General features: G+C 69.8%; 16 protein-coding genes. 9 read left to right on the forward strand and 7 right to left on the reverse strand.

The window, feature by feature from the left end:
- Nucleotides 1–10: 10 nt before the first annotated feature.
- The 3 genes from ACGFNN_RS06975 to ACGFNN_RS06985 all read left to right on the forward strand — a co-directional run bounded on the left by ACGFNN_RS06975 (nt 11) and on the right by ACGFNN_RS06985 (nt 8152).
- On the forward strand, nt 11–1912 hold the full coding sequence (locus tag ACGFNN_RS06975; RefSeq protein ID WP_393553671.1) for a rhamnogalacturonan lyase: 1902 nt from the start codon (nt 11–13) through the stop codon (nt 1910–1912).
- A 288-nt stretch (nt 1913–2200) separates the two neighbouring features.
- Nucleotides 2201–4636: a GH92 family glycosyl hydrolase gene (locus ACGFNN_RS06980; RefSeq protein ID WP_393553672.1), complete on the forward strand. Its 2436-nt coding sequence runs from the start codon at nt 2201–2203 to the stop codon at nt 4634–4636.
- Between the two features lie 156 nt (nt 4637–4792).
- Complete coding sequence (locus ACGFNN_RS06985) at nt 4793–8152, forward strand: LamG-like jellyroll fold domain-containing protein (RefSeq protein WP_393553673.1); 3360 nt, start codon at nt 4793–4795, stop codon at nt 8150–8152.
- 122 nt (nt 8153–8274) lie between these two features.
- Here ACGFNN_RS06985 and ACGFNN_RS06990 read toward each other — a convergent pair whose 3' ends face one another.
- The 7 genes from ACGFNN_RS06990 to ACGFNN_RS07020 form a co-directional block, all read right to left on the reverse strand.
- A complete protein-coding gene (locus ACGFNN_RS06990; RefSeq protein WP_393553674.1) occupies nt 8275–9432 on the reverse strand; it encodes a pyridoxal-phosphate dependent enzyme in 1158 nt (385 codons plus the stop codon).
- A gap of 175 nt (nt 9433–9607) precedes the next feature.
- The gene (locus ACGFNN_RS06995; RefSeq protein ID WP_393553675.1) at nt 9608–10345 is read right to left on the reverse strand and encodes a 2-phosphosulfolactate phosphatase; all 738 of its coding nucleotides are present in this window, start codon (nt 10343–10345) and stop codon (nt 9608–9610) included.
- A gap of 54 nt (nt 10346–10399) precedes the next feature.
- Complete coding sequence (locus ACGFNN_RS07000) at nt 10400–10990, reverse strand: DUF3291 domain-containing protein (protein ID WP_393553676.1); 591 nt, start codon at nt 10988–10990, stop codon at nt 10400–10402.
- Nucleotides 10991–11368: 378 nt separating this feature from the next.
- Entirely contained in the window at nt 11369–11902 is a 534-nt protein-coding gene (locus ACGFNN_RS07005; protein ID WP_393553677.1) for a hypothetical protein, read from the reverse strand.
- Nucleotides 11903–11946: 44 nt separating this feature from the next.
- Complete coding sequence (locus ACGFNN_RS07010; RefSeq protein WP_393553678.1) at nt 11947–12372, reverse strand: VOC family protein; 426 nt, start codon at nt 12370–12372, stop codon at nt 11947–11949.
- 109 nt (nt 12373–12481) lie between these two features.
- Entirely contained in the window at nt 12482–14833 is a 2352-nt protein-coding gene (locus tag ACGFNN_RS07015; RefSeq protein WP_393553679.1) for an AbfB domain-containing protein, read from the reverse strand.
- Between the two features lie 79 nt (nt 14834–14912).
- Complete coding sequence (locus tag ACGFNN_RS07020) at nt 14913–17357, reverse strand: RICIN domain-containing protein (RefSeq protein WP_393553680.1); 2445 nt, start codon at nt 17355–17357, stop codon at nt 14913–14915.
- 467 nt (nt 17358–17824) lie between these two features.
- Here ACGFNN_RS07020 and ACGFNN_RS07025 point away from each other — a divergent pair, with 467 nt between their 5' ends.
- From ACGFNN_RS07025 to ACGFNN_RS07050, 6 genes are all read left to right on the forward strand, one after another.
- Entirely contained in the window at nt 17825–18910 is a 1086-nt protein-coding gene (locus ACGFNN_RS07025; protein ID WP_362543562.1) for an ABC transporter substrate-binding protein, read from the forward strand.
- A gap of 100 nt (nt 18911–19010) precedes the next feature.
- Complete coding sequence (locus ACGFNN_RS07030) at nt 19011–20609, forward strand: sugar ABC transporter ATP-binding protein (RefSeq protein ID WP_362667010.1); 1599 nt, start codon at nt 19011–19013, stop codon at nt 20607–20609.
- A complete protein-coding gene (locus tag ACGFNN_RS07035) occupies nt 20606–21604 on the forward strand; it encodes an ABC transporter permease (protein WP_365527105.1) in 999 nt (332 codons plus the stop codon). The genes ACGFNN_RS07030 and ACGFNN_RS07035 overlap by 4 nt, the downstream gene beginning before the upstream one ends.
- Nucleotides 21601–22659, forward strand: a complete 1059-nt coding sequence (locus ACGFNN_RS07040; RefSeq protein ID WP_365527103.1) for an ABC transporter permease — start codon at nt 21601–21603, stop codon at nt 22657–22659. Before ACGFNN_RS07035 ends, ACGFNN_RS07040 begins: the two co-directional genes overlap by 4 nt.
- A gap of 68 nt (nt 22660–22727) precedes the next feature.
- Nucleotides 22728–23765 carry a LacI family DNA-binding transcriptional regulator gene (locus ACGFNN_RS07045; RefSeq protein ID WP_393553681.1) on the forward strand — a complete coding sequence of 346 codons (1038 nt, stop codon included), beginning with the start codon at nt 22728–22730 and terminating at the stop codon, nt 23763–23765.
- Nucleotides 23765–24844, forward strand: a complete 1080-nt coding sequence (locus ACGFNN_RS07050; protein ID WP_393553682.1) for an aldose epimerase family protein — start codon at nt 23765–23767, stop codon at nt 24842–24844. The genes ACGFNN_RS07045 and ACGFNN_RS07050 overlap by 1 nt, the downstream gene beginning before the upstream one ends.
- Nucleotides 24845–24914 lie beyond the last annotated feature (70 nt).

Here is a 24914-nt window from a genome sequence, read left to right on the forward strand (position 1 = left end):
GGTGCCTCTCGTGGAGCCTCTGCTTCCCCCCTCCGAATCCCGCCCCCACCGCAGACGCCGTGTCACCCGCACCCGGGCGCTGATCGGTGCCCTGGCGGCAGGCCTGCTCGCGGCCGGCGGTCTCGTAGCGCTCGGCCCGGCCTCGCAGGCGGCGACCGCCCGGCAGGCCGAGGCGCTCGACCGCGGCGTCGTGAGCGTGCACACCGACAGCGGCAACCTGGTCAGCTGGCGCTGGCTGGGCACCGACCCCGACAATGTGTCGTTCAACGTCTACCGGGCCGGTACCAAGGTGAACTCCTCGCCGGTCACCGGCTCGACGAACTACTTCCACTCCGGAGCGCCCGCCACCGCCGACTACACCGTCCGCGCGGTCGTCGACGGCGTGGAGCAGAGCGACTCCGTGCACGCGGTCCAGTTCCGAGCCGGATACAAGGACGTCCCCATCAGCCCGCCGGCGGGCGGTACGACACCCGACGGTGTCGCCTACACCTACGAGGCCAACGACGCGTCCGTCGGAGACCTGGACGGTGACGGCGCCCTCGAATTCGTCCTGAAGTGGCAGCCCACCAACGCCAAGGACAACTCCCAGTCCGGCTACACGGGCAACACGATCGTCGACGGGATCCGCCTCGACGGGACCCGGCTCTGGCGCATCGACCTCGGGCGGAACATCCGCTCCGGCGCCCACTACACCCAGTTCCAGGTGTACGACTACGACGGCGACGGCCAGGCCGAGGTCGCCATGAAGACCGCGGACGGCAGCGTCGACGGGACGGGCAAGGTGATCGGCAGCTCATCCGCGGACCACCGCAACTCCTCCGGCTACATCCTGTCCGGCCCCGAGTACCTGACCATGTTCAACGGGAAAACCGGTGCCGCGATGGGCACCGTCGACTACGTCCCCGCTCGCGGGACCGTCTCCTCGTGGGGTGACTCCTACGGCAACCGGGTGGACCGCTTCCTCGCCGGAACGGCCTACCTGGACGGTGCGCGGCCTTCCCTGATCATGGCGCGCGGCTACTACACGCGCAGCGTCATAGCCGCCTGGGACTGGCGGAACGGGGCCTTCACCCGGCGCTGGACCTTCGACACGAACAGTTCGACCAACACGGGCAAGGGATACGACGGACAGGGCAACCACCAGTTGTCCGTCGCGGACGTCGACGGTGACGGCAAGGACGAGATCGTCTACGGCGCGATGGCCGTCGACGACAACGGCAGCGGGCTGTGGACGACGAAGAACGGCCACGGAGATGCCATGCACGTAGGGGACCTCGACCCCTCACGGGCGGGTCTGGAGGAGTTCAAGGTCGACGAGGACAGCTCCAAGCCGTCGTCGTGGATGGCCGACGCGAAGACCGGGAAGATCATCTGGTCGACCCCGGCGAGCGGAGACAACGGCCGTGGCGTGTCCGCCGACATCTGGGCCGGGAGCGCCGGCGCCGAGTCCTGGTCCTCCGCCGTCTCCGGGGTGCGCGGTCCGTCCGGCAGCGAGGTCAGCAGCCGGAAGCCGTCCAGCACCAACTTCCTGTCCTGGTGGGACGGCGACACGACCCGCGAACTCCTCGACGGCACCCACATCGACAAGTACGGAACGTCGGGTGACACCCGTCTGCTGACCGGGGCGTCGGTCCACTCCAACAACGGGACCAAGGCCACGCCCGCACTGTCGGGGGACATCCTCGGCGACTGGCGCGAGGAGGTCGTCTGGGCCACCACCAACAACACGGCCCTGAGGATCTACTCCACGCCTCACGAGACCAGCACGAAGATCACCACGCTGCTCCACGACACCATGTACCGCACCGCGCTGGCCTGGCAGAACACGGCCTACAACCAGCCGCCGCACCCCAGCTTCGCGATCGGGAGCGGCATGGCGACGGCTCCCCGGCCGACCATCACCACACCGTGACGACGGACCGGGGATCCGTCTGACAGCCCGAGGGGGAGAACCGGTGCCCCCGGCCCGTGCGGTGTCGCGGGCCGGGGGCGCCGTCGGTGGGACGGCCGCCCGGGTGCTGGCTAGCCGAGTGACGCGGTCCGGGCGCGCGTTCATGGTGCGTTCACCGGCCGGATCTGCCCATGGCATTCCCTCGCGCGCCGTCGGCGCCTACGCTCGGCTCCGAATCGATCAACGCTGTCCGTGCTCATCGTGCACATATGACAACGTTGTCCACCCAGTCGGAGGTATTCGGAGAACATGCCTTCCAGACCATCCGCGGTCCGGCGCCTCACCGTGCGGGCCGCAGCGATCGTCGTCACCGGCGCCCTCGCCGGCGCCGTCACACCGCCCACGGCTCAGGCCGACGCGCCCGTCGCGCACCCCACCGCCTACGTGGACCCGATGATCGGCACGTCCAACGGCGGCAACACCTACCCCGGGGCCGTCCGCCCGTACGGGATGATGGCCTGGTCGCCCACCAGCACCACCGGCGACCAGACCAGCACCGGCGCGGCCAACGGCTACGAGTACGGCGTGACCAGGATGCGCGGCCTGAGCCTCACCCACGTCAACGGGGCGGGATGCAACCCCGGTGCCGCGGGAGACGTGCCGATCATGCCGTTCGTCGGAGACGTGACGTCCTCGCCGTCCGCCGACTCGAAGGACCTCGTCTACGCCTCGGGATTCTCCCACGACAACGAGCGTGCGGTGCCCGGGCGTTACACCGTCGGCCTGGACTCCGGCGCGTCGGCCGACCTCGCGGTCAGCGAGCGCGCGGGCGTGGCGGACTTCGCCTTCCCGGCGGGCAAACCCGCCAATCTGCTCTTCCGGGTGTCCAACTCCCTCAACGGCAGCGAGGACGCGGAGATCCGGATCGACGCCGCGCACCGCAAGGTGACCGGTTCGGTGCTCACCGGTGCCTTCTGCGGGCGCCGCGCCAACGGCGGCACCAACAACCGCAAGAGCTACTACCGGCTCTACTTCAGCGCCTCCTTCGACCGGGACTTCGACTCCACCGGAACCTGGCGCGACTCCACGCTCGCACCCGGCGCGACCGAGGGGAGCGGCGGTGAGGGCTACGCCACGGGAGCGGACCGGGCGGGACGCGGTTCCGGCGGCTGGGTCGGCTTCGACACGACCGCCGACGACGACGTCCGAATGAGGATCGGGATCTCCTACGTCAGCCAGGCGGGAGCCGAAGCCAACCTCCGTGGGGAGATCGCGCCGCGGGCGAGCGTCGACGACGTGGCCAGGGAGGCGAGCGCGGCCTGGGACCGAGAACTCCGCTCCGTACGCGTCGGCGGCGGGTCCGACGACCGGCGCACCGCCTTCTACACCGCGCTGTACCACTCGTTGATGCAGCCGAACCTGATCAGCGACTCCGACGGCCGCTACCCCGGCATGGACGGTCAGCCGCACCGTGTGACACGTGGGCAGCAGGCCCAGTACAGCAACTTCTCCGGCTGGGACCAGTACCGCGCGCAGATCCAGCTCCTCGCGCTCCTCAAGCCGAGGATCGCGGGTGACTTCGCTCAGTCGCTCTACAACTTCGCCCGGCAGAACGGCGGGGTCTGGGACCGGTGGGTGCACGTCAACGGTGCCACCCACGTGATGACCGGTGACCCCACGGCGGCCACCCTCGCCACGTTCTACGCCATGGGGGTACGCAACTTCGACTACGAGGGGGCCTTCGAGTCGCTGGCCAGGCAGGCCACCGTGCCCCACCCCGACGGCCTCTCCGACGCCGGCTGCCCGGGCCAGTGCACCGGCCAGCGGCCCAACCTGGCGCAGTACCTTGATTCGCACTACGCGGCGCAGGACGTGTGCCACTGCTGGGGCGGGGCCGCGGAGACGCTGGAGGACGCGGTCGCCGACGATGCGCTGGGCCGGTGGGCCCGGATGCTCGGACGCGACGACGAGGCCGCCTCCTTCGAGGAACGCGGCCGCTGGTGGCGCAATGTGTTCAACTCCGGGGCCACGGACGGCGCCGGGACCACGGGCTACATCCAGGCGCGCAATCTCGACGGCTCGTGGGTGACCCCCTTCAGTCCCGGAAGCGACAAGGGCTTCGCGCAGGGGACCAGCGCCACCTACACCTGGATGGTCCCGCAGGACGTACAGGGCCTCGCCGAGGCCATGGGCGGACGGGAGGCCGCGGCGGATCGCCTGGACGGGTTCTTCCACAAGGCGGACGGGACCTGGTCGGTCAAGGGCGGCGACCCGCTGCGTTACGACCCCACCAACGAGCCCGGCATCCACGCTCCTTGGCTCTACAACGCGCTGGGACAGCCGTGGAAGACCCAGGAGACCGTACGCGAGATCCTCGACACGGTCTACGGCACCGGGCCGCGTGGCCTGCCGGGGAACGACGACCTCGGCACCATGTCGGCCTGGTACGTCTTCTCCGCCCTCGGCCTCTACCCACAGACCCCGGGCAGCGCCACGCTGCTTCTCGGGACCCCGCTCTTCCCATCGGCCGTGCTGGACCGGCCGCAGGGCGGGGACATCCGGATCAGTGCTCCGCAGGCGGATGCGACACATCCGTACATCGACGCGGTCAAGGTCGACGGGCGGACGACCGACAGGTCCTGGGCGGATGCCCGGCTGGTCACCCGCGGGGGGTCGCTGACCTACCGGCTCGCGGACGGCCCCAACACCGCATGGGCCACCGGACCTGCGGATCTGCCGAAGTAGCGCACCCGGGAGGGGCGGTCGGAATCCCGGTGGGCGGCTGACAGCCGCCCACCGCTTCCGGCATGCCCGGGAGACCTACGGGAGGGGCGAGCAATCTTTATATCGTTGAAAATTTCCTGTGCACGACCGTTGTCAGGTGTTTGAGGCTGTGGCTCAATGTTCGACTATGTGCAGTGCCCCGCAGTCCGGGGGCACTTCGGCTTCTTCGACGAGGACGACGCCTTGATACGACAACTAGTCCGCCCCCGTACGGCTTTGAGAACCCTTGCCTGTACGGCGGCCCTCCTGCTCCCCGTTGGGGCGACCCTGGTCCCGGCCGCGTCCGCGGCTCCCGCCACGGACGCCGTGGCGAGCGCCGGCGCCGCCGCCTCCGCGTTCGTGAAGGAGGACCCCTCCACCGAGGTCCACGGCCTCAAGGGCGAGTACTTCGCGATGTCCGCGCCCGGAGCGCGCGACTTCGCGAAGCTGGGCGCCACCGCGCTGGACCCGGAGATCAACTTCCCCGGCCTGACGGGTGCGTTCGAGTCGGCCACCGGTCAGACCGAGAACACCACGGCCCGCTGGACGGGGCAGATCGAGGCTCCTGAGGACGGCGACTACACGTTCTCCGCCATCGGTGACAACGGCTTCCGTCTGTTCATCGACGACAAGGCCGTCATCGACCACTGGGAACCGGACTGGGACAAGGAGCAGACCAGCGCGCCGGTCACCCTGAAGGCCGGCGAACAGCACACGTTCCGGCTGGAGATGTTCCAGGACACCGGCGGGGCGAACATGTTCCTGCGCTGGTCGAGCGCGAAGCTCGCCAAGCAGATCGTTCCCGAGTCCGCCTTCACCCCGCCGGCCGACTTCGAGGTCTACCCGGTCGGGCTGAGCGTCGCCGAGAACGGCCAGAAGCTGCAGGCCACCTTCGACCATGAGCTGACCGGAGTCGAGGAGGTGAAGGACCACCTCGTCGTCGAGGCGGACACCGTGCCGATGCCGGTGAAGTCGGTCGCCAGGGCTTCGAACGACCGCAAGTCGCTCATCGTCACCCTGGGCGCCGCGGTCCAGAAGAACCAGCAGGTCAGGTTCGACTACGACGGCGAGGCCGGGCTGAAGAACGGCGACGAGACCGTCCCGGAGATCAGCCGCAGGGCGAAGAACCTCTCGACGCACCGGCTGACCACGCCGTGGGGCGACAAGGTCGACCCGAAGAACCCGCTGCCCGAGTACCCCCGCCCGCAGCAGGTGCGCGACGACTGGAAGAACCTCAACGGACCGTGGGAGTTCGCGGGAGCCGCCGCCGGGGAGAAGCCGGTCTTCGGCAAGTCCCTCGACGAGCGCATCACCGTGCCCTACCCCGTGGAGTCCCAGCTCTCCGGGCTGGAGCGCCACGAGGACCACATGTTCTACCGCAAGCTCGTCACCGTGCCGAAGAAGTGGTCGGTGGGCAAGCGGAGCAGTGACGACCGCCTGAAGCTCAACTTCGGCGCCGTCGACTACCAGGCGACGGTCTACGTCAACGGCAAGCAGGTCGCCGAGCACACCGGTGGTTACACCGCCTTCAGCGCCGACATCACCGACGCCCTCAAGGGCAGCGGCCCGCAGGAGATCATCGTCGCGGTCACGGACACCACCGGTGCCGACCAGCCCACCGGCAAGCAGTCCGCCAACCCCAGCGGCATCTTCTACACCGCCTCCTCCGGCATCTGGCAGACCGTCTGGATGGAGCCCGTCGCCCCCGCGTCCGTGGACTCGCTGACGACCACGCCCGACATCGACAAGGGCCGGCTCGCGCTCAAGGTCAACTCCGAGGACGCCTCGAAGTCCGCCCGGGTCACCGCCGTCGCCCGCGACAAGAAGGGCAAGGTCGTCGGCACCGTCACCGGCGCCGCCAACAGCGAGCTGAGCCTGCCGGTCGCGAAGCAGCACCTGTGGACGCCGGACGACCCGTACCTCTACGACCTCGAGGTCACGCTGCGGGACGGCCGTTCGAAGGACACCGTCGACAGCTACTTCGGCATGCGTTCGTTCGGAGTCGCCAAGGTCGGCGGCTACCAGAAGCTGGTGCTCAACGGGAAGCCCTTCTTCTCCCTCGCCCAGCTCGACCAGGGCTTCTACCCCGACGGCCTGAACACCGCGCCCAGCGACGCGGCACTCGTCTTCGACCTCAAGGCCCAGAAGGACCTCGGCTTCAACTCCGTGCGCAAGCACATCAAGGTCGAGCCGGCCCGCTGGTACTACCACGCCGACCAGCTCGGTCTGCTGGTCTGGCAGGACTTCGTCTCCGGCAACATCACCGGTGAGAAGGGTCAGAAGGCCTTCCTCGACCAGGGTGCCGAGATGATGGAGCAGCTGCACAACTACCCCTCCATCGGCGCCTGGATCGTCTTCAACGAGGGCTGGGGCGAGTGGGACCGCACCGAGACCGGCAAGATCACGGAGAAGGTGCAGGCCGCGGACCCGTCCCGGGTCGTCAACGCCCACAGCGGTGTCAACTGCTGCAACTCCAAGGGTGACAGCGGCAAGGGCGACATCATCGACCACCACGACTACAACAACACGGACCCTGCCTTCCCGGACGCCACCCGCGCGGCGATGGACGGTGAGCACGGCGGCTTCACCCTCCGGATGCCCGGACACATGTGGCCGGGCGCGCCCACCGCGATCTACAGCGGTGTCGCCGACAAGGACGCCCTGACCGCGAAGTACGTCGACAACACCCGCACCTTCTACCTGGACGCCGCACGCGCCGAGCTCTCCGGCTCGATCTACACCCAGGTGACCGACCTGGAGAACGAGCTCAACGGCCTGTGGACGTACGACCGCCGTGAGATCAAGGTCGACCCCGCCAAGGTGCGCAAGATCAACCAGGAGGTCATCGCCGCCGGCGCCGCAGCCGGTGAGCGGGACGAGATCAAGGGGGGCGGCTCCTGGTCGCTCGACGAGAACAAGGGGACCAAGGCCGCCGACAGCGGCCCGAACCACAAGGACCTCACCCTCTCCGAGGGCACGTCCTGGACACAGGGCGTCCAGGGCTCCGCGCTGAAGTTCGACGGCCAGGGCCAGTACGCCGAGACCGACGGCCCGGTCGTGGACACCACGGGTGACTACACCGTCTCCGCCTGGGCGTCGCTCGACGCGCTGCCGGGCAACTACGCCACGATCGTCAGCCAGGACGGCCGCCGCCAGGAGAACCCCTTCTACCTCCAGTACGGTCAGGGCGGCTTCGCCTTCTCCACCCCGGGCGCCCACCGCGCCCGCCTGGAGATCAAGCCCGAGCTGGGCAAGTGGTACCACCTGGTCGGCGTGCGCAGCGGCGACGAGATCAAGCTGTACGTCGACGGCAAGCTCGCCTCCACCGCCGAGGCGGGAACCGCCGATGTGAGCTCCGGCTCGCTGGCCGTGGGCCGCGCCAAGTGGGGCGGCTCCGACACCGACTTCTGGAACGGCTCGATCGACCAGGTGAAGGTGTACGACAAGGCGCTCACCGACCAGGAGGTGACCGCGCTCCACGACGGCGACCAGCCGTAAGCAGTGCCCGTAGTACCCGCAGGACCGCTCCCGGCGACGTGTGCGACAGGCCGCGCCGCCGGGAGCTCTCGCGTCGGCGGGCGCGCGGCCGTCGGGAGCGGTGCGCCAGAGCGACGGGTTGGTCAGCCGGTGGGCTCGTCGAACACGGCGGCCATTCTCTCGGCGGACTTCAGACCGGCGCCGGTGAGCACGACCACGGTCGTCTGATCCGGGGCGATGTCTCCGGTGGCGATGAAGTGATCGAGGGTCGCAGCGGCGACACTGCTCGTGGGCTCGGCGTACAGACCCCGCGCGGCAAGTGCACGGACGGCGCTGCGGATCTCGTCCTCGGGTACGGCGTACGCGGCGCCCCGCGAACGTGCGATGGCCCCCACCGCCTCCGGCAGCCGTACCGGACTGGCGATGGACGCGCCTTCGGCGATCGTCGGCACCCGCTCCCCGCGGCTGTCGGGGTCGACACCGTTCACCGCGTCGGCGATCGTGGCCCAGTGCTCGGGCTGCCCGACGAACAGGCGCGGGAGCTTCTCGATCCGGCCCGCCTCCAGCAGTTCGCCGAACGCGAGGTCGCAGCCGATGACGGTGCTGCCGGCCCCGGCCACCAGGACGACGTTGTCAGGTGCCGTGAAGCCGAGGGACTCCCACATCTCGTAGGCGATCGTCTTCGTGCCCTGGATGAACATCGGGTGCCAGTTGTGGCTCGCGTAGGGGATATGTTCCGACTGCCGAATCGCCTCCGCCGAGACCTCGTCGCGAGTTCCTCCGACGAGCTCGATCTCGGCTCCGAAGGCGCGCGCCTGAAGGATCTTGGCAGCCGAGGTGGCGGCCGGAACGATGATCTTGGCATGCATACCCGCCGCGGCGGCGTAGGCGGCGACTGCCGCACCGCCGTTCCCCGAGCTGTCCTCGAGCACACGGCGGGCACCGTGCGCAGCCAGGTGGGAGATCATCACCGACACGCCCCGGTCCTTGAAGCTGGAGGTCGGGTTGAACCACTCCAGCTTGAAGTGGACGCGCCGGCCCGACCACTCCAGCGGAATCATCGGGGTGCACCCCTCGCCCAGGCTCACCCGGTGTCCGGCAGGGACGGGGAGCGCGGCACCGTAACGCCAGAGGGACCGTTCAGCCGTGTCGATCTGATCAGGACGCAACCCGGCCGTCGGGCCGACCGCCAGAGGGCTGCCGTCCTCGCCCCGCCAGCGGGGGTCGTCCAGGCTGTAACGGTTCCCGGACCGGTCGTACAGGTGGAGTGGGGGAGCGTCCTGTTGCTCTGCGGCGTCCATGATCTGATCCGGCTTCCTTCGCGGGGCGGTCGGCAGGGATGTTCGAGGTGCGGGAAGTGCGCTCCGAACCATGATCGACTGTCGCGTCAGGCGTACGGACCCGAGTCGGCGCGGTCGTTCCGGACGACGCAATCCATCCGCTCGGCCCCCCTCAGAACGCCTTTCCGACCGCCCTTCACACGCCGGGTGTTCGAACGGGTGGAACCTCGGCCCGCCCGTTGCTCGCCTCCCCGCGGGAGGGCGCGGCGGACGGGCGCAGCACCATGAGCGAATCCTCCGGAGCGGCCACCATGGCGAAGGGGAAACGGTCGAGTTCCACACAGAGTGCGACATCATCGGGATGGACGCCCTTGCGTACTCCCTGTCTGAGTTCGTCCGCGGCGCGTGACGTGTCGGCGCGACGGAGATATTCGGCGGCGTCGGTCCCGGCCCCGGTGGCCCTGCGGGCGATGTACTGGGCGCAGGCCAGGTCCTCGTCGGCCTGACCGCCCTCCCCGGTGACGACGAAGGTGACGTCGCCGCACGCACGGGCCCGCAGGAGCCGGGCCGTCGCCTCCGCCACCACGAAGGAGGCACACAGCACGAGGGACGCCTCCTTCACGGCGAGGGCGCCGACGGTGCCCGCCGTGGTCTTCTGGACGACCGTCCGCCCTGCGAGGTCCAGGGACCGCAGCAGCCCTGGTGAGTTGACGGCGTCGAATCCCGGGGCGGGCGGCCCGTCCTTGATCGCCACCCACCCGGGGTTGCGGGCCTTGAGCGCGAGGACCTCGGCCTGCGACTCCGCGAGCACGATTTTCGTCGCACCCCGGCCGAATGCCCATGCGGCCACGGTGAAAGCGCGCATGACGTCGACCACGACCGCCACGGCCGGGGTCTCCGAGAGCTCGTCGATGCCGAGGAATTGACTGTCCACCTGGAGGATGATCGCACATGTCGGCTCCGCCGAGGAGGAATTGATAACCGGGTCTCAGTCCAAGGCGCCTGTACGCGAGCGCGTGAGCGGGGGCACGGCGCCCGTGCCGAGTGGTGCGCGGGCGGTCCCGGCCGCAGCGCCCTCCGGAGTGAACGAATGGCGGAAGGTGAAGGCGTGCGGTTGGGGGCCCCGCCCATGGAGGTGTTCCAGCCTGGCGACCCCGTCCCTCCAGGTGGGGATCGCTCCGTCGGAGACCCACCAGGACACGTGGCGTGGGTGTGCCGTGTTCTCGAACCAGTCGTGGCGCCTGCGCAGCGCCTCACGGTGGAGACCCGTGTGAACCGCGTCGAAGGCGTGGTGCGGTTCGGTCCAGAGCGAGAGCGTGGTGGCCAGGGCGATGGTGTCCGGCGTACGTCCCTTGTCGTACCAGGCCGGTACGGCGAACTCTCCCCACACACCCCAGTCGAGGTCGAAGTGCGCGCCGGGGGCCTCGTTCACCGCTTCCGCATGGGCGAGGTATCCGGGGTGCCGGCCGATACTCGGGTAGACGGCCTCACTGCTCTCCCGCAGTTCACGGGTGAGTGGGGCGGGATCGGCGAGTGGTGACTTCAGGACGCCGAAGGTGTACAGAGCAAGATGGGGCATGCGTCTCTCCCTGATCGGGGGTGCCTGGTGTGTCGGCCCACGCGGGGACGGGACGCGAGGGGCGCGCGACCGGCCCGTCCCCCGAGGGGCGGCTCAGCTGAGGAGAGTCCGGCGCGACCGTGGGCGATCGCCGAGGACCAGGCGAAGGTAGCTGCCCTCGTCGCCCATGTCGAAGTTGCGTTTCGGCCCTCCGAATGGCCTCCCCTCCATGTTCGTCGTGGCGTCGGGAAGGGGCGGCCCCGGGGCCGGACGGTCTGTCGCGGCGAGTGCCGTGAGCAAGGCCGGCACCCCCAAGCCGTCGAGGGCGGCGGATCACCGGATCAGATCGGTGGGTGAACTCTCCGGCGGCGGGCCGGACAGAGCGGGGACGGGCCCGGATCAGGGGCGGACCTGGACGCGGTATGCGGGGGATGAGCCGTCGGCCGGGACGGAGCCGCTCACCGCCAGGCCCTCGCCGGTGTCGGGGAACTCCCAGCGAGTCGCATACCCGCCACCCTCGGACGGCCATTCGAGGCGGACGACAGGGCGGCTCAGCAATGCCTCGAACCAGTCGGCGCAGAGCCCCGCCAACTCCTCGACCGTGCCGGATGCCTGGAAGAACGCCTGATCAGGCGGCTCGTGAAGGTTGAACAGCTGGTCCCGGACCTTCCCTGCCCGCACATGGTCACCGTAGAAGTGCACGGCCCATTCGCCGAGCAGCAGCCGACGCGCCTCGTCGACGAGGCCGATGTGTACGAGGAACGAGGACTCGTCCTCGGGGCGTCCGACCAGGCTGTGGGCCCACGGCACCCGCCAATCGGCGGCCCGTGTCCGCAGGGCTGCCAGGAAGGCGAGTTCGGCCTCGTCGAAATCCCAGGGCTCCTCGCCGTACGCCTCCGGATCCTCGACCTCGAACCACGTGTTGACGTCCACAAGAAGAGCGTAGAACGAGGAAGTGCCTCACCGGTCCTGGCGGGTCACCGCTCGCGGTCGCCGGCACCGTCCCCAGGCGGCCACGGCACCTCCTGGCGGTCCCGTACGAGACAGAAGGGGTGGCCCGCCGGATCTGCCAGGATGCGCCAACTCCTCCTCCCGTCACCCTCGTCGAGCAGCGAGGCGCCCAGACGAAGGGCGGTTCGCTGTGCTCGGTCGAGGTCCTCGACACCCAGGTCGAGGTGGAGCTGCTGAGGCCGGGCGGGGTCGCCCCACGAGGGTGGCCGATGGTCCTCCACCCGCTGAAAGGCGAGCACGAGTCCGTCCGTGTGGAGCGTCGCCCAGTCCTCGCCGAGCGACCACCGCGGGTCCGGCAGGTTCACCGTCCCGCCGAGGAGCGACTGGTAGAACCGGGACAGCTCGACGGGGTCGGCACAGTCCAGGACGACACACTGCAGACGGGCGATCATGCGGGGCAGCCTCTCACGGCACCTCGTCGGCACACATGGCGGACGCCGACACGTTGTCCGGGCCCGGCGCCGGCCGTGACGGCCGTGCACCGGGCCCGGTGGGTTCACCTCAGGGAGCCCAGGGAGCGTCCACCGACCAGGTGGTGTCCTCGGTGAAGGTGGCCGGGTTGTCCCAGGCGTGGCTGCCTCCAGGAGTGGCCAGCCACACCTCGGAGCCGATGTGCCTCATGTAGCTGCCGGGCAGGTTCGCGCTGGTCAGCCGGACCCCGCCGGTGCCCGCGACGGCGCACCAGGTGGCATCGGCCTTGAAGAGGGCCGAGCCGTCGCTCGCGTCGCGGCGGACCCGGAAGTCCCGGTGACGGAGGTACTCACCGGGGTAGTTGCGCGACTCGAACGAATAGCAGTTGCTGTTCGCCAGGCCCGTGACGACCTTCCAGGTGGCGTCGCTCTTCAACAGCGCGCTGCTGCCGCCGTCGACGACCGCGGTGTAGGCGAGCGCCTCGGAGTGGCGCAGGTACTTGTTGGTGTGACCGGGAGTGGTCACCCGGAGCGACTTGTACTGCCCGGTGGGCAGGGTGACGGGAGGCGCGGGCGTCTTCGACGCCTGGATGAGGGCCTGGTTGGCGGCCTTCACCCGGGCGGTGTCCACCTTGACCACCTGGCGGTCGTAGGTGAGCAGCCCGTTGGCCTCGTTCTCGACGTCGGTGATCTCGGTGTAGACCGAGGCCGAGAGCCCGGCCGGCAGCTGGCCGACGCGGATGGCGTCGAGCAGTCCCACGAAGCGGTTGTTCAGGGCGGAGACGCTCGACTGGTCCTCGTAGCTGAAGCCGCCGCCCGGATACCACTCGTGGCCGGACACCTTCCATCCCAGGCCCCCGAACTCGCCGAGGACGGCCGCCCTGGTCGCCGTCGGCGCGGTGTTGCCGGGGCCGACGTAGATGTGGTTGTCGACCACGTCGCCGTTGCCGCCGTCCACGGAACCGCAGCAGTTCACCCCGCTCATGTTGTTCACGAGCCGCGACGGGTCGTAGGCCTTGACCTCGGTGGCGATCCTGGCCTGGTCGTACTGCCCCCAGCCCTCGTTCTGGTTCACCCACATGACCAGGGACGGGGAGCTGCGGTGCTGGTCGATGATCGCGTGGTACTCGGCCTCCCACTGCGTCCGGGCCGCGCCGTCGGGCGTCTTCCCGGTGTCCATCGCCGGCATGTCCTGCCAGACGAGGAGACCCAGCTTGTCCGCCCAGTAGAACCAGCGCTGCGGCTCCACCTTGATGTGCTTGCGGACCATGTTGAACCCGAGGTCCTTGTGCGCCTGGAGGTCGGACTTCAGCGCGGCGTCCGTCGGAGCCGTGTAGATGCCGTCCGGCCAGTAGCCCTGGTCGAGGGTGCCGGTCTGGAAGACGAACTTCCCGTTGAGGACCGGCCGCAGGATGTTGTCGACCTTGGCTACGGCGATGGACCGCATGCCGGCGTAGCTGCCGACGCTGTCCACCACGGTCGTGCCGTCGAGCAGTTCGGCGCGCACGTCGTAGAGGAACGGGTCGTCCGGACTCCACAGCCGGGGGTTCGGTACGGAGACGGGGATGTCGGCTCCGGGCGCGCCCGACGCCGTACCCACGACCGTTCCGCCGCTGGACACGGTGACCCGGGCGGTCCGCCCGGAGGCGCCCGCGGCCTGCACCTTGACCCGCAGGGTGCTGTTTCCGAGGTTCGGCGTCATGTCGAGGCGCGTGACGTGTGCGGCCGCGACGGGCTCCAGCCACACCGTCTGCCAGATGCCGGAGGCCGCGGTGTAGAAGATCCCGCCGCCGGCGTGCGGGTTCACGTCGTTGATCCGCTGCTTTCCGACGGCCTGGCCGCCGGTCTGCGTCGGGTCGAACACGGAGACCACGACGGTGTTCGTACCACCGTTCAGCTGCGGCGTGATGTCGTACGAGAACGAGTCGAAGCCGCCCTTGTGGGCGCCGACCTGGGTGCCGTTCACCCAGACCGTGCTCTGCCAGTCCGAGGCGCCGAAGTTGAGCACGACACGGCGGCCGTTCCAGTTCGACGGGACGGTGAAGGTGCGCTTGTACCAGAGCTTGTCGTTCTCGGTGATCTTCCGCTTGATCCCGGAGAGCGCGGACTCCGCGACGAACGGGACTCTGATCTGTTCGGAGAAGGACGACGGCTGTCCGGCGTCACGTCCGGTCACCGCGAAGTCCCAGATCCCGTTGAGGTTCGCCCAGTCGGGCCGGGTGAGCTGGGGGCGGGGATACTCGGGAAGCGGGTTGTCGACGGAGACCTGGTTGGTCCAGGGGGTCGTCATGGGGGAGGGCTTGGGGGCCCAGGCGGTGGGAGCGGCCGCCGCGGGAGCGGTGCCCGCCCCCACGACCGCGGTGGCGAGCAGGGCTAGCAGACTGGTGCCGGAGACTAACCGTCTCCACCAGGTACGGCTGCGTGGTGCGGGTGCGGGATGCATTCCGGGAACTCCTCCAGGAGGAAGGGCTCCCCGCACCGGAGCGGTGCGGGGAGTGGTACGCCGGGGTGCGGAACCGGGATCAGATCAGCCGCCAGAGATGGTCGGCCGTGCCGTTGTCGTCGAACTGCACGACATGGGCGCTGTCGGCGGTGGACATGCCGTCCACGCCGAGGACCTTGTCCGAGTTCCGGTTGCGGATGCGGTACCAGCCGTCGCCGTCGGGCACGAGCTGCCACAGGTGGTCCGCGGTGTCGTTGTCGTCGAACTGCACGACATGGGCGCTGTTCGCCGTCGACATCAGGTCGACGCCGAGCACCTTGCCGGAGTGCTGGTTGCGGATGCGGAACCAGCCGTCCCCGTTGGCCACGAGCCGCCAGAGGTGGTCCGCCGTCCCGGTGTCGCCGAACTGCACCACATGGGCGCTGTTCGCGGTGGACATGCCGTCCACACCGAGGACCTTGCCGGAGTTCCGGTTGCCGATCCGGTACCAGCGGTCCGCCAGCCAGGGAGCGGCGTCCGGGCTCACCGTCGGGAAGGACGTGATCCGCAGACGGGCCGCGCCCATCGGGACGAGCGTCACCTCCTCCACCGGCTCGGTGCTGCGGGCAGGGCTCTGCTGGAGCGGCGCCACCACATGCTCGTCGTCGGCGCCCCACTCGGGGACGCGCCGGGCGCGGGCGGTCATCGTGAGCGGGGTGTTCTCCAGGGTGAACGGGTTGTCGCCCGGGGCGAGGCGCGTGGAGTGCCGCCGCAGGGAGTACGCCGGACGTGAACCGTCCAGGACGAGGCCGTAGTTCCACGGCGTGGTGGCGTGGACCGCGTACTCCGGGAACTGATCGGTACCGCCGATGCGTTCATACGACTCCCCGATGCGCAGCGAGTAGGTCAGCGGTCCGTGGTCCACGCTCACGGAACCGTGATTGTCCGCCCAGGTGCGGACTTCGGTCCGCTGCGGGAGCCGCAGGGTGACCTTGTCGCCGTTGTGCCAGGTCCGGTCGATGCGGGTGAAGGCGGGGCCGGCCGGGGCGGTGACCCGCTTGCCGTTCACCCGGATGTCCGGCTCGCCGCACCAGGCGGGAACACGCAGGACCAGCGGGAAGGCCAGAGGCTTCGGGGACTTGAGGGAGAGGGTGACGGTGTCGGTGAACGGGTAGTCAGTCTCCTCGGTGACGGTGACCTCGGTGCCGTCGGCGACCTTCGCGGTGACCTCGCACGCCGCGTACATCGCCGCGGCGAGACCGCCGTCCGGGGTGGCGAGCCAGAGTTCCTCGGTGAAGTAGGGCCAGCCCATGCCGTAGTTGTGCGGGCAGCAGCGGTACTGGTCGACGCCCGGCAGGAATGCCTGCATGGCGAAGCCGTTCTGGAACTGCCGGTCCTTCTTGGGCACGTTGTCGAGGTCGACGCTGTTGGCGCTGGTGACGTAGTGGATCGCCTTGCCGGACGGGTCGAGCGAGGCGGGCAGTGAGTTGAAGGCCAGTTCCTCGCACCGGTCGGCCCACAGCGGATCCCCCGTGATGCGGGTGAGCAACTGGTGGCTCGCCATGAACTCCACGATCCCGCAGGTCTCGAAGCCCTGCCTGGGGTCGCCGTGGCCCGGCCTGGCGTTCTCGTCGCCGGCGAACCCGCCGCCCGGGAACTGCCCGTACTGGTCCATGGCCTTGGCGTACGTGCCGTAGGTGTCCCGGGTGTCCTGGGCCGAACCGCTGCGCAGCGCGTACTGGGCGGGCTCGCGGAAACCCTGGGCGATGTTGACGTTGTGCGGGTTGACCAGGTTGTCGCCCCAGTCGGCGCCGTACCGGTGGATCTTGTCGGCGAGGTCCAGCAGGAAGGTGTCTCCGGTGCGGTTGAACAGCCAGTAGACGCTGTCCAGGCCGTCGCCCCAGCGGAGCGCGATCCAGCTGGTGTTGAAGGCGCCGGGGCCCTGGGCGTTCATGTAGCGGAAGAACCTGCTCAGGAACGGGATGACGCGGGTGTCGCCGTTGTACTCCTGCCAGGACCGCAGCGCCTGCACCAGGGGCAGGAAGGGCCAGAAGTCGGGGCCGCCGTTGAGCGAGGTCCGCAGGGACTTCGGGCCGAAGAAGCCGTCGGACTGCTGGGTGGCGAGGATCGCGTCGATCCAGCGCCGAGCGCCCGCCAGGGCCGAGGCGTCACCGGTGACGATCGCCAGGTCGGTGTACCCGCGCAGCCAGTAGGGGACTTCCTCCCAGCCGCCCTTGTCGGGGCGTACCCAGCCGGACTCGCCGAAGTCGAGGAAGTGGGAGAACTCCTCGTAGCGGCCGCACAGCCCGTCCAGCTGCATCCGGAGCTGACCGGCGAGCCAGCCACGGGCCCGGACCCTGCCCGGCGGCAGCTTCAGGAAGGCCGTCGGACCGAGCGGGGCGGCGTTGGGGGAGTAGTGACCGCCCCGTGCCGCGACCGCCACCCCCTCGGCGGCGGTCGCCGTGGTGGCCCAGCGCCCGCCCGCCGTGGTCGCTGCGGCGGTGGCAAGAGTGCCGGCCATCAATTGCCGTCGGTTCAGGGGCATGTGTGGGGCTCCGCTTCTGCTCTGCCGGACGCGTGTGGGGTGACCGGCCCGAAACGGGCCGGCGCATGGCGAAGGAGGCCGCCGCGTCCGGACCAATCGGCGCGACAACTCATATGCAACGTTGGAAAATTGATGTCGGCGGTATGACAGCACGCGGTCATGCCGGTGTCCAGAGGTGGCGCAGCACCTCGTGCGGCCGGGGCTCCGGGCGCGCGTGCGGCGATGCGACACATTTTGGAAACGCAGCCACAACTCTCTTGCCGCTGGCGCCGACTCGCCTATATAACGTTGTAAACCGAGCCGCCGAGAGGCCGCACAAGCCCTCACGCACACCGATTTCCGCAGTTGGAAGCCGGTTTCGTGAGGGACACGTCGTCATCCGCCGCCGAGCGGCTGACGCACCCTCCCGCCATGCCCGACCGCACGCCGCCTGGTGTGCCGTCACCTCGCCAAGGAGCGTCCCGCGCATGATGATCCAGCGTCGATCCCGTACCCTCGCAGCGGCCTGCCTGCTCGCCGCCACCGCCACGCTGGCCGTTTCCGGCTGCTCGAAGTCGGAGACCGCGGACAACGCGGGCGGCGACAGCAGCCAGGGCGCACAGGCGGCCAAGACCCCGGAGGCGTCCTCCGGAGCCGGCTGCTCCCTCCAGACCTACGGTGCGCCGAAGATCGACCTCAAGGACGCGGTGGTCGGCTTCTCCCAGTCGGAGAAGGAGGCCAACCCCTTCCGTATCGCCGAGACGCAGTCCATCAAGGACGAGGCGGCCAAGATCGGCGTCAAGAAGCTGCTGACCACCAACGCCCAGTCGCAGCTGTCCAAGCAGATCAGTGACATCCAGGACATGCTGTCCCAGGGCGCCCAGTTCCTTATCATCGCCCCGCTCAACTCCGACGGCCTGGAGCCGGCGCTCAAGGCGGCCGCGGCGAAGAAGGTGCCCGTCCTCACCATCGACCGCAAGGTCAACTCCACGGCCTGCAAGGACTACGTGGCCTTCCTCGGCTCCGACTTCGTCGAGCAGGGCAAGCGCGCGGCCGACGCGATGATCAAGGCGACCGACGGCAAGGGCAAGGTGGCGATCCTCCTCGGCGCCTCCGGCAACAACGTGACCACCGACCGGACGAAGGGCTTCGTCGACCAGATCAAGGCGAAGGCTCCGGGTATCGAGATCGTCGCCCAGCAGACCGGCGAGTTCGCCCGTGACAAGGGCCAGCAGGTCATGGAGCAGCTGATCCAGTCGAAGCCGGACATCACCGCGGTCTACGCGGAGAACGACGAGATGGGCCTCGGCGCCGTCACCGCGCTCAAGGCCGCCGGCAAGAAGCCCGGCAAGGACGTCAAGATCGTCTCGGTCGACGGCACCCGCAACGCCGTGCAGGCCCTGGTGAACGGCGAGTACAACGCCGTAATCGAGTCCAACCCGCGCTTCGGCCCGCTCGCCTTCGCGACCGCCCAGAAGTTCTACGGCGGCGAGGAGATCCCCGAGAACGTCATCATCACCGACCGCGCCTACGACGAGACCAACGCCAAGGAATCGCTCGGCGGGGCGTACTGACCGGCTCCTGACACCGACGGCCCGGCCGCCGTGGCGAGCGCACCGCGCCCACGGCGGCCCCGGGCCATCCCCCTTGGACAGCGGAAGGCCGAGAACACCCATGGCACCACCCGAAGCAGTAACCGAGGCACCGGAGGCGGCAGGCCAGGCCGCCCCCGTCGTGCTCGAAGCCCGCTCGGTGAGCAAACGATTCCCCGGCGTCGTCGCACTCGACGACGTCACCTTCTCCCTGCGCGCGGGGGAGACGCACGCCCTGGTGGGGGAGAACGGCGCGGGCAAGTCCACCCTCATCAAGGTGCTGACCGGTGTCTACCGGCCGGACGGCGGTGAGCTGAGGATGTCGGGTGGACCGGTGCGGTTCGCCCGGCCCTTCGAGGCCCAGCAGGCCGGGATCTCGACGATCTACCAGGAGGTCAACCTCGTCCCGCTGATGAGCGTGGCGCGGAACATCTTCCTCGGCCGCGAACCCAGGAACCGCTTCGGCCTCATCGACTTCTCCCGGATGCACCGCGAGACCGGCGAACTGCTGGACGGCTTCGGCGTACGCGTCGACCCCCGCCGCCCTCTGCACACCCTCGGCGTCGGCACTCAGCAGATGGTCGCCCTCGCACGCGCGGTGTCGGTGAACGCCCAGGTCGTCATCATGGACGAGCCCACCTCCTCGCTCGAACCGCGCGAGGTCGAGACCCTCTTCCGCGTCATCGAACGTCTCCGCGACCAGGGCATCGCCGTCGTCTACGTCAGCCACCGCATGGACGAGCTCTACCGGATCTGCGACCGGGTCACGGTCCTCCGCGACGGCAGGCACATCCACACCGGCGAACTCGCCGACCTCGACCGGATGCAGCTGGTCTCCATGATGCTCGGCCGTGACCTGTCCGAGGTCCGCCGCGACGGCGTCACCAATTTCGCGGCCGAGGGCCACGAGGCCTCCCGTACGCCCGTCCTCACCGCCACCGGCATCTCCAGCCGCCTCCAGCTGCACGACATATCCGTCTCCCTGTACGCGGGAGAGGTGCTCGGCCTCGGCGGACTGCTCGGCTCCGGCCGCAGCGAGACGGCGAAGGCGCTCTCCGGCGCGCTGCACGTGGACTCCGGTGAGATCACCGTCGACGGCACTCCCCTGAAGCGGCTCACCCCCGCCGCCGCGATCCGGGCCGGCATCAGCCTGCTGCCCGAGGACCGCAAGGCCGAAGGGATCGTGCCCGGTCTCTCCGTCAGGGAGAACATCGTGCTGGCGGCCATGCCGCGCCTCTCCCGGGCCGGTGTCGTCTCACGCGCCAAGCAGGACCGGATCGTCGACATCTTCATGAAGCGCCTGCGGATCAAGGCGTCGAGCCCCGAGCAGAAGGTCGGAGAGCTCTCCGGCGGAAACCAGCAGAAGGTCCTGCTGGCCCGCTGGCTCTGCCTGGAGCCCAAGGTCCTGCTGCTCGACGAACCCACCCGGGGCATCGACGTCGGCGCCAAGGCCGAGGTCCAGAGCCTCATCGACGACCTCGCGCAGGAGGGCCTCGCGGTCCTGCTCATCTCCTCCGACATCGAGGAACTCATCGAAGGCGCCGACCGGATCGTCGTCCTGCGCGGCGGCGCCGTCGCGGGCGAACTGTCGGGCGACGACGTGGCCGAGGACCGGCTGCTCGAAGTGCTCGCCGACCACGCACCGGAGGCGGCCCCGGCCTCCCAGGAGGACCCCCGATGACCCAGACCGCCGTGGCCCCGCCCACGAAGAGCGACCGGCCCGAGACGCCGGCGAGCCCGTTCGCCCGGCTGCGTGACCCCGCCTGGTACCAGCGGTACGGCGTGTACGTGGCCGTCGGTGTGGTGCTGCTCTTCAACGCGCTGTTCACCGAACACTTCATGACCGCCGACAACTTCCGCACCCAGCTCGTCCAGGTCGCCCCCATCGTCATCGTCGCTCTCGGCATGGCGCTGGTCATCGGCACGGAGGGCGTCGACCTGTCCGTCGGCTCGACCATGGCGCTGGCCGCCGCCTTCCTCCCGCTCTACCTGGGCTACGGGCTCGTACCCGCCCTCGTCGTCGCGCTCCTCGCGGGCGCCGTCGTCGGAGCCGTCAACGGCGCCCTGGTCTCGCTCGTCGGACTGCAGCCCATCGTCGCCACCCTCGCCCTCTTCGTCGGAGGACGCGGACTCGCCCTGGTCATGGCCGACGGCCAGCTCAAGCAGATCGTCAACCCCGACCTGCTGTCGCTCGGCACCGGCTCCTTCCTCGGCGTACCCCTCGTCGTCCTGATCGCCGGAGTGCTCGCCGTCGCCGTCGCCTTCCTGGTGCAGCGCACCACCTTCGGCCGCCAGGTCGTCGCCGTCGGAGGCAACCGTGCCGCCGCGGGCCTCGCGGGGCTCCCCGTCAAGCGGGTCCTGATTGGCGTGTACGTGATCTGCGGGGTGCTCGCCGCTCTCGCCGGCGTCCTCGCCACCGCCCGGCTCACCGCGAGCGACCCGTCCTCCCTCGGCACCCTGATGGAACTCTCCGCCATCACCGCCGTCGTGGTCGGCGGAACCCCCCTGAACGGGGGCTCCGTCCGGGTCCTGGGCACCGTCGCGGGCGCCCTGCTGATGCAGCTCCTGCGCGCCACCCTCGTCAAGCACGACCTGCCCGACTCCACCGCACAGATCGCCCAGGCGGCCATCATCATCGCCGCCGTCTACGTCGCCCGGGAGCGTCGGTCCCGATGAACGAAACCAAGCCCGCCACCGCCGCCCCGGCCCCGGTGGCCAAGAACGCCCCGGCGCACCCGGCCCCCTCCGCCGTCCCCTCCCCGGGACCCGAACGGACCGGCCGGCAGCGCGCCGCCGAACTCCTCCAGCGCCAGGGCGTCCTGGCCGTCCTGCTCGCCGTCGTGATCGTCGCGTCGTTCATCTACCCGACCTTCGCGTCGCTGGACAACGCCCGTGGCATCACCATCCAGGCCTCGTTCCTCGCCGTGGTCGCCCTCGGCATGACGATGGTCATCATCACCGGCGGGATCGACCTGTCCGTCGGATCGGTCTTCGCGCTCGGCGGAGTCCTCGCCGCCTGGGCCTCGCAGTACGGATTCCTCGCCGCGCTGCTGCTGCCCCTGGTGGTGTGCGGGGGGATCGGCCTGCTCAACGGCTTCCTGATCGCCCGGGGGAACATGGCCCCCTTCATCGTCACGCTGGCCACCCTGCTGGGAGCCCGCGGCCTCCTCCTCTCCCTCACCGACGAGGGCGCGACCACCTACCTGGTCCCCAAGGACTCCGCCTTCGGCGAGCTCGGCCAGGGTGCGGTCTGGGGCTTCGGCTACCCGATCATCATCGCCCTGGTGCTGTTCGGCGCCGGAGGACTGGTCCTGCAGCGCACCTCGTTCGGGCAGACACTCTTCGCCGTGGGCGGCAGCAGCGACGCCGCCACCCTGATGGGGCTCCCCGTCGCCCGTACGAAGATCCTCGTCTACACCCTCAGCGGCCTGCTCGCCGGACTCGCCGGCGCGCTGAACGCCGCACGGCTCTCCTCCGGGGTCACCATCGTCGGCGTGGGCATGGAGCTCGACGCGATCTCGGCGGTCGTCATCGGCGGCACCCTGCTCGTCGGAGGTGCCGGATCCATCAGCGGAACCCTCTGGGGCGTCCTGCTGCTGGCGGTCATCCAGAACCTGATCAACCAGATCGGCTCGCTCAACTCCTCGTACCAGTCGGTGGTCAGCGGCGGCTTCCTTATCGTTGTCGTGGTGGCCCAGCGCTATCTCGCGCGCAGTCGCAGAAGCACCTGACGTCGGTCCGGCCGGTCACGGCCGGACCACGCGGAACCAAGACGAGCCGAGCCGAACCAAGGAGTGCCGTGGGCGTCAGCCTCAAGGACGTTGCACAACGGGCGGGCGTGTCCATCAAGACCGTGTCGAACGTGGTGAACAACTATCAGCACGTCACACCGGCGATGCGCGCCAAGGTGCAGCAGGCGATCGACGAGCTCGGCTACCGGCCGAACCTCACCGCACGCCATCTGCGCAAGGGCCGCACCGGCATCATCGCCCTCGCCGTCCCCGAGTTCGGCAACCCGTACTTCGCCGAGCTCGCCGGAGCCGTCATCGACGCGGCCGCCAGGCACGACTACACCGTCCTGGTCGACCACACCGCCGGCCTCAGGGAGAAGGAGCTCCTGGTCAGCCAGGGCTTCCGGTCCCATGTGATCGACGGTCTCATCCTCAGCCCCATCCACCTGGAGACCGAGGACCTCATGGCGCGCACGGAGACGGCGCCCCTGGTCCTGCTGGGCGAACGCGAGTACGAGGCGCCCTACGAGCACATCGCCATCGACAACGTGGCGGCGGCCAGGGCCGCCGTGCGCCACCTCGTCGGCCAGGGCAAGCGGCGGATCGCCTTCCTCGGATCACGCACCGGACGGGAACGCCAGCCGGCCCACCTGCGGCTGCGCGGCTGGCGCGAGGAACTGGCCGCCTGCGGCATCACCCCCGACGAATCACTGGTCGTCGTCACCGACGGCTACGGCCGGGAGGACGGGGCCGCGGGCATGGCACACCTGCTCGAACGGGACGAGCGTCCCGACGCCGTCTTCGCCTACAACGATCTCATCGCCATCGGCGCGATGCGGACCATCACCGAACGAGGTCTGCGGATCCCCGACGACGTCGCGGTCGTCGGCTTCGACGACATCGAGGAGAGCCGCTACACGACCACCACCCTCACCACCATCGCCCCCGACAAGGAGGCCATCGCCCGGCTCGCCGTCGACAGTCTCGTCGAACAGCTCAAGGGCGCGCCCGTCGCCGAACCGCGCAGGCCACGCCCCGGCTACCGCCTCGTCGTCCGCGAATCCACCATCCACGGGCCCGCAACGGGCTCCATCGAGGACCTCTGATGCCGCGCCCCACCGTGCACCGCACCCCCTTCGGTTCCACCCACGGGACCAGGACCGATCTGTGGACCCTCGACAGCGGTACGGGCGTCCGTGCCGAGATCCTGACCTACGGCGCGTCGCTGCACAGTCTCACCGTGCCCGACACCGCCGGCACCGGCGCCTCCGTCGTACGGTCCCTCGAGACCCTCGACGACTACACGGCCAAGCACCCCTACTTCGGCGCCGTAGTGGGCCGCTACGCCAACCGCATCGCGCACGGACGCTTCGTCCTGGACGGCGCCGAACACCACATCCCGGCCAACGACCGGGGCCACGCCCTGCACGGAGGACCGGACGGCTTCCACACCAAGGCCTGGGCGGCCACGCAGGACCGTACCGACGACAGCGTGTCCGTACGTCTCACCCTGCACAGCCCCGACGGGGACATGGGCTTCCCGGGGGCTCTGGACGCCACGGTCACCTACACCCTCGACACGGCGGGCACGCTGGCCGTCGACTACACCTCCGTCACCGACCGCCCGACGGTCGTCAACCTCACCAACCACGCCTACTTCGACCTGGCCGGACACGGTGACGTCCTGGGCCACCGCCTGGAGGTCGACGCGGACACCTATCTGCCGGTGGACGACGACGGCATTCCGCTGGGCCCCCCGGCCGAGGTGGCCGGAACCCCGTTCGACCTCACCACCCCACGGCTCCTGTCGGAACGACTCGCCACCGAGAACGGGCAACTGCGCGCCGCGGGCGGCTTCGACCACTGCTGGGTCCTGCGGGACCCCGGAAGCGGTCTCCGCCGGGCCGCACGGCTCACCGCCCCGGACGCGGCCCGCGTGATGGAGGTGTGGACGACGGAGCCCGGCATCCAGGTCTACACCGCCAACCAGCTCGACGGTTCCTTCACCGACGGGACAGGCCGCCGTCACGAGCGGCACGGCGCGATCTGCCTGGAGACCCAGCACCTGCCCGACTCACCCAACCGGCCGGACCTGCCCAGCCCCGTGCTGCGCCCCGGGGAGACGGCCCGCAGCAGGACCGAACTGCGCTTCCCGCATCTGGCCGGCCGGGACCTGACCGCATAGGGCAGGCCACGCCGAACACGGCTCGGGCACCCCGGCATCACACCGCGGCCGGTCACGCACATCCGCGTGA

Source organism: Streptomyces sp. NPDC048590 (assembly GCF_043199535.1).
Taxonomy (GTDB): Bacteria; Actinomycetota; Actinomycetes; order Streptomycetales; family Streptomycetaceae; genus Streptomyces.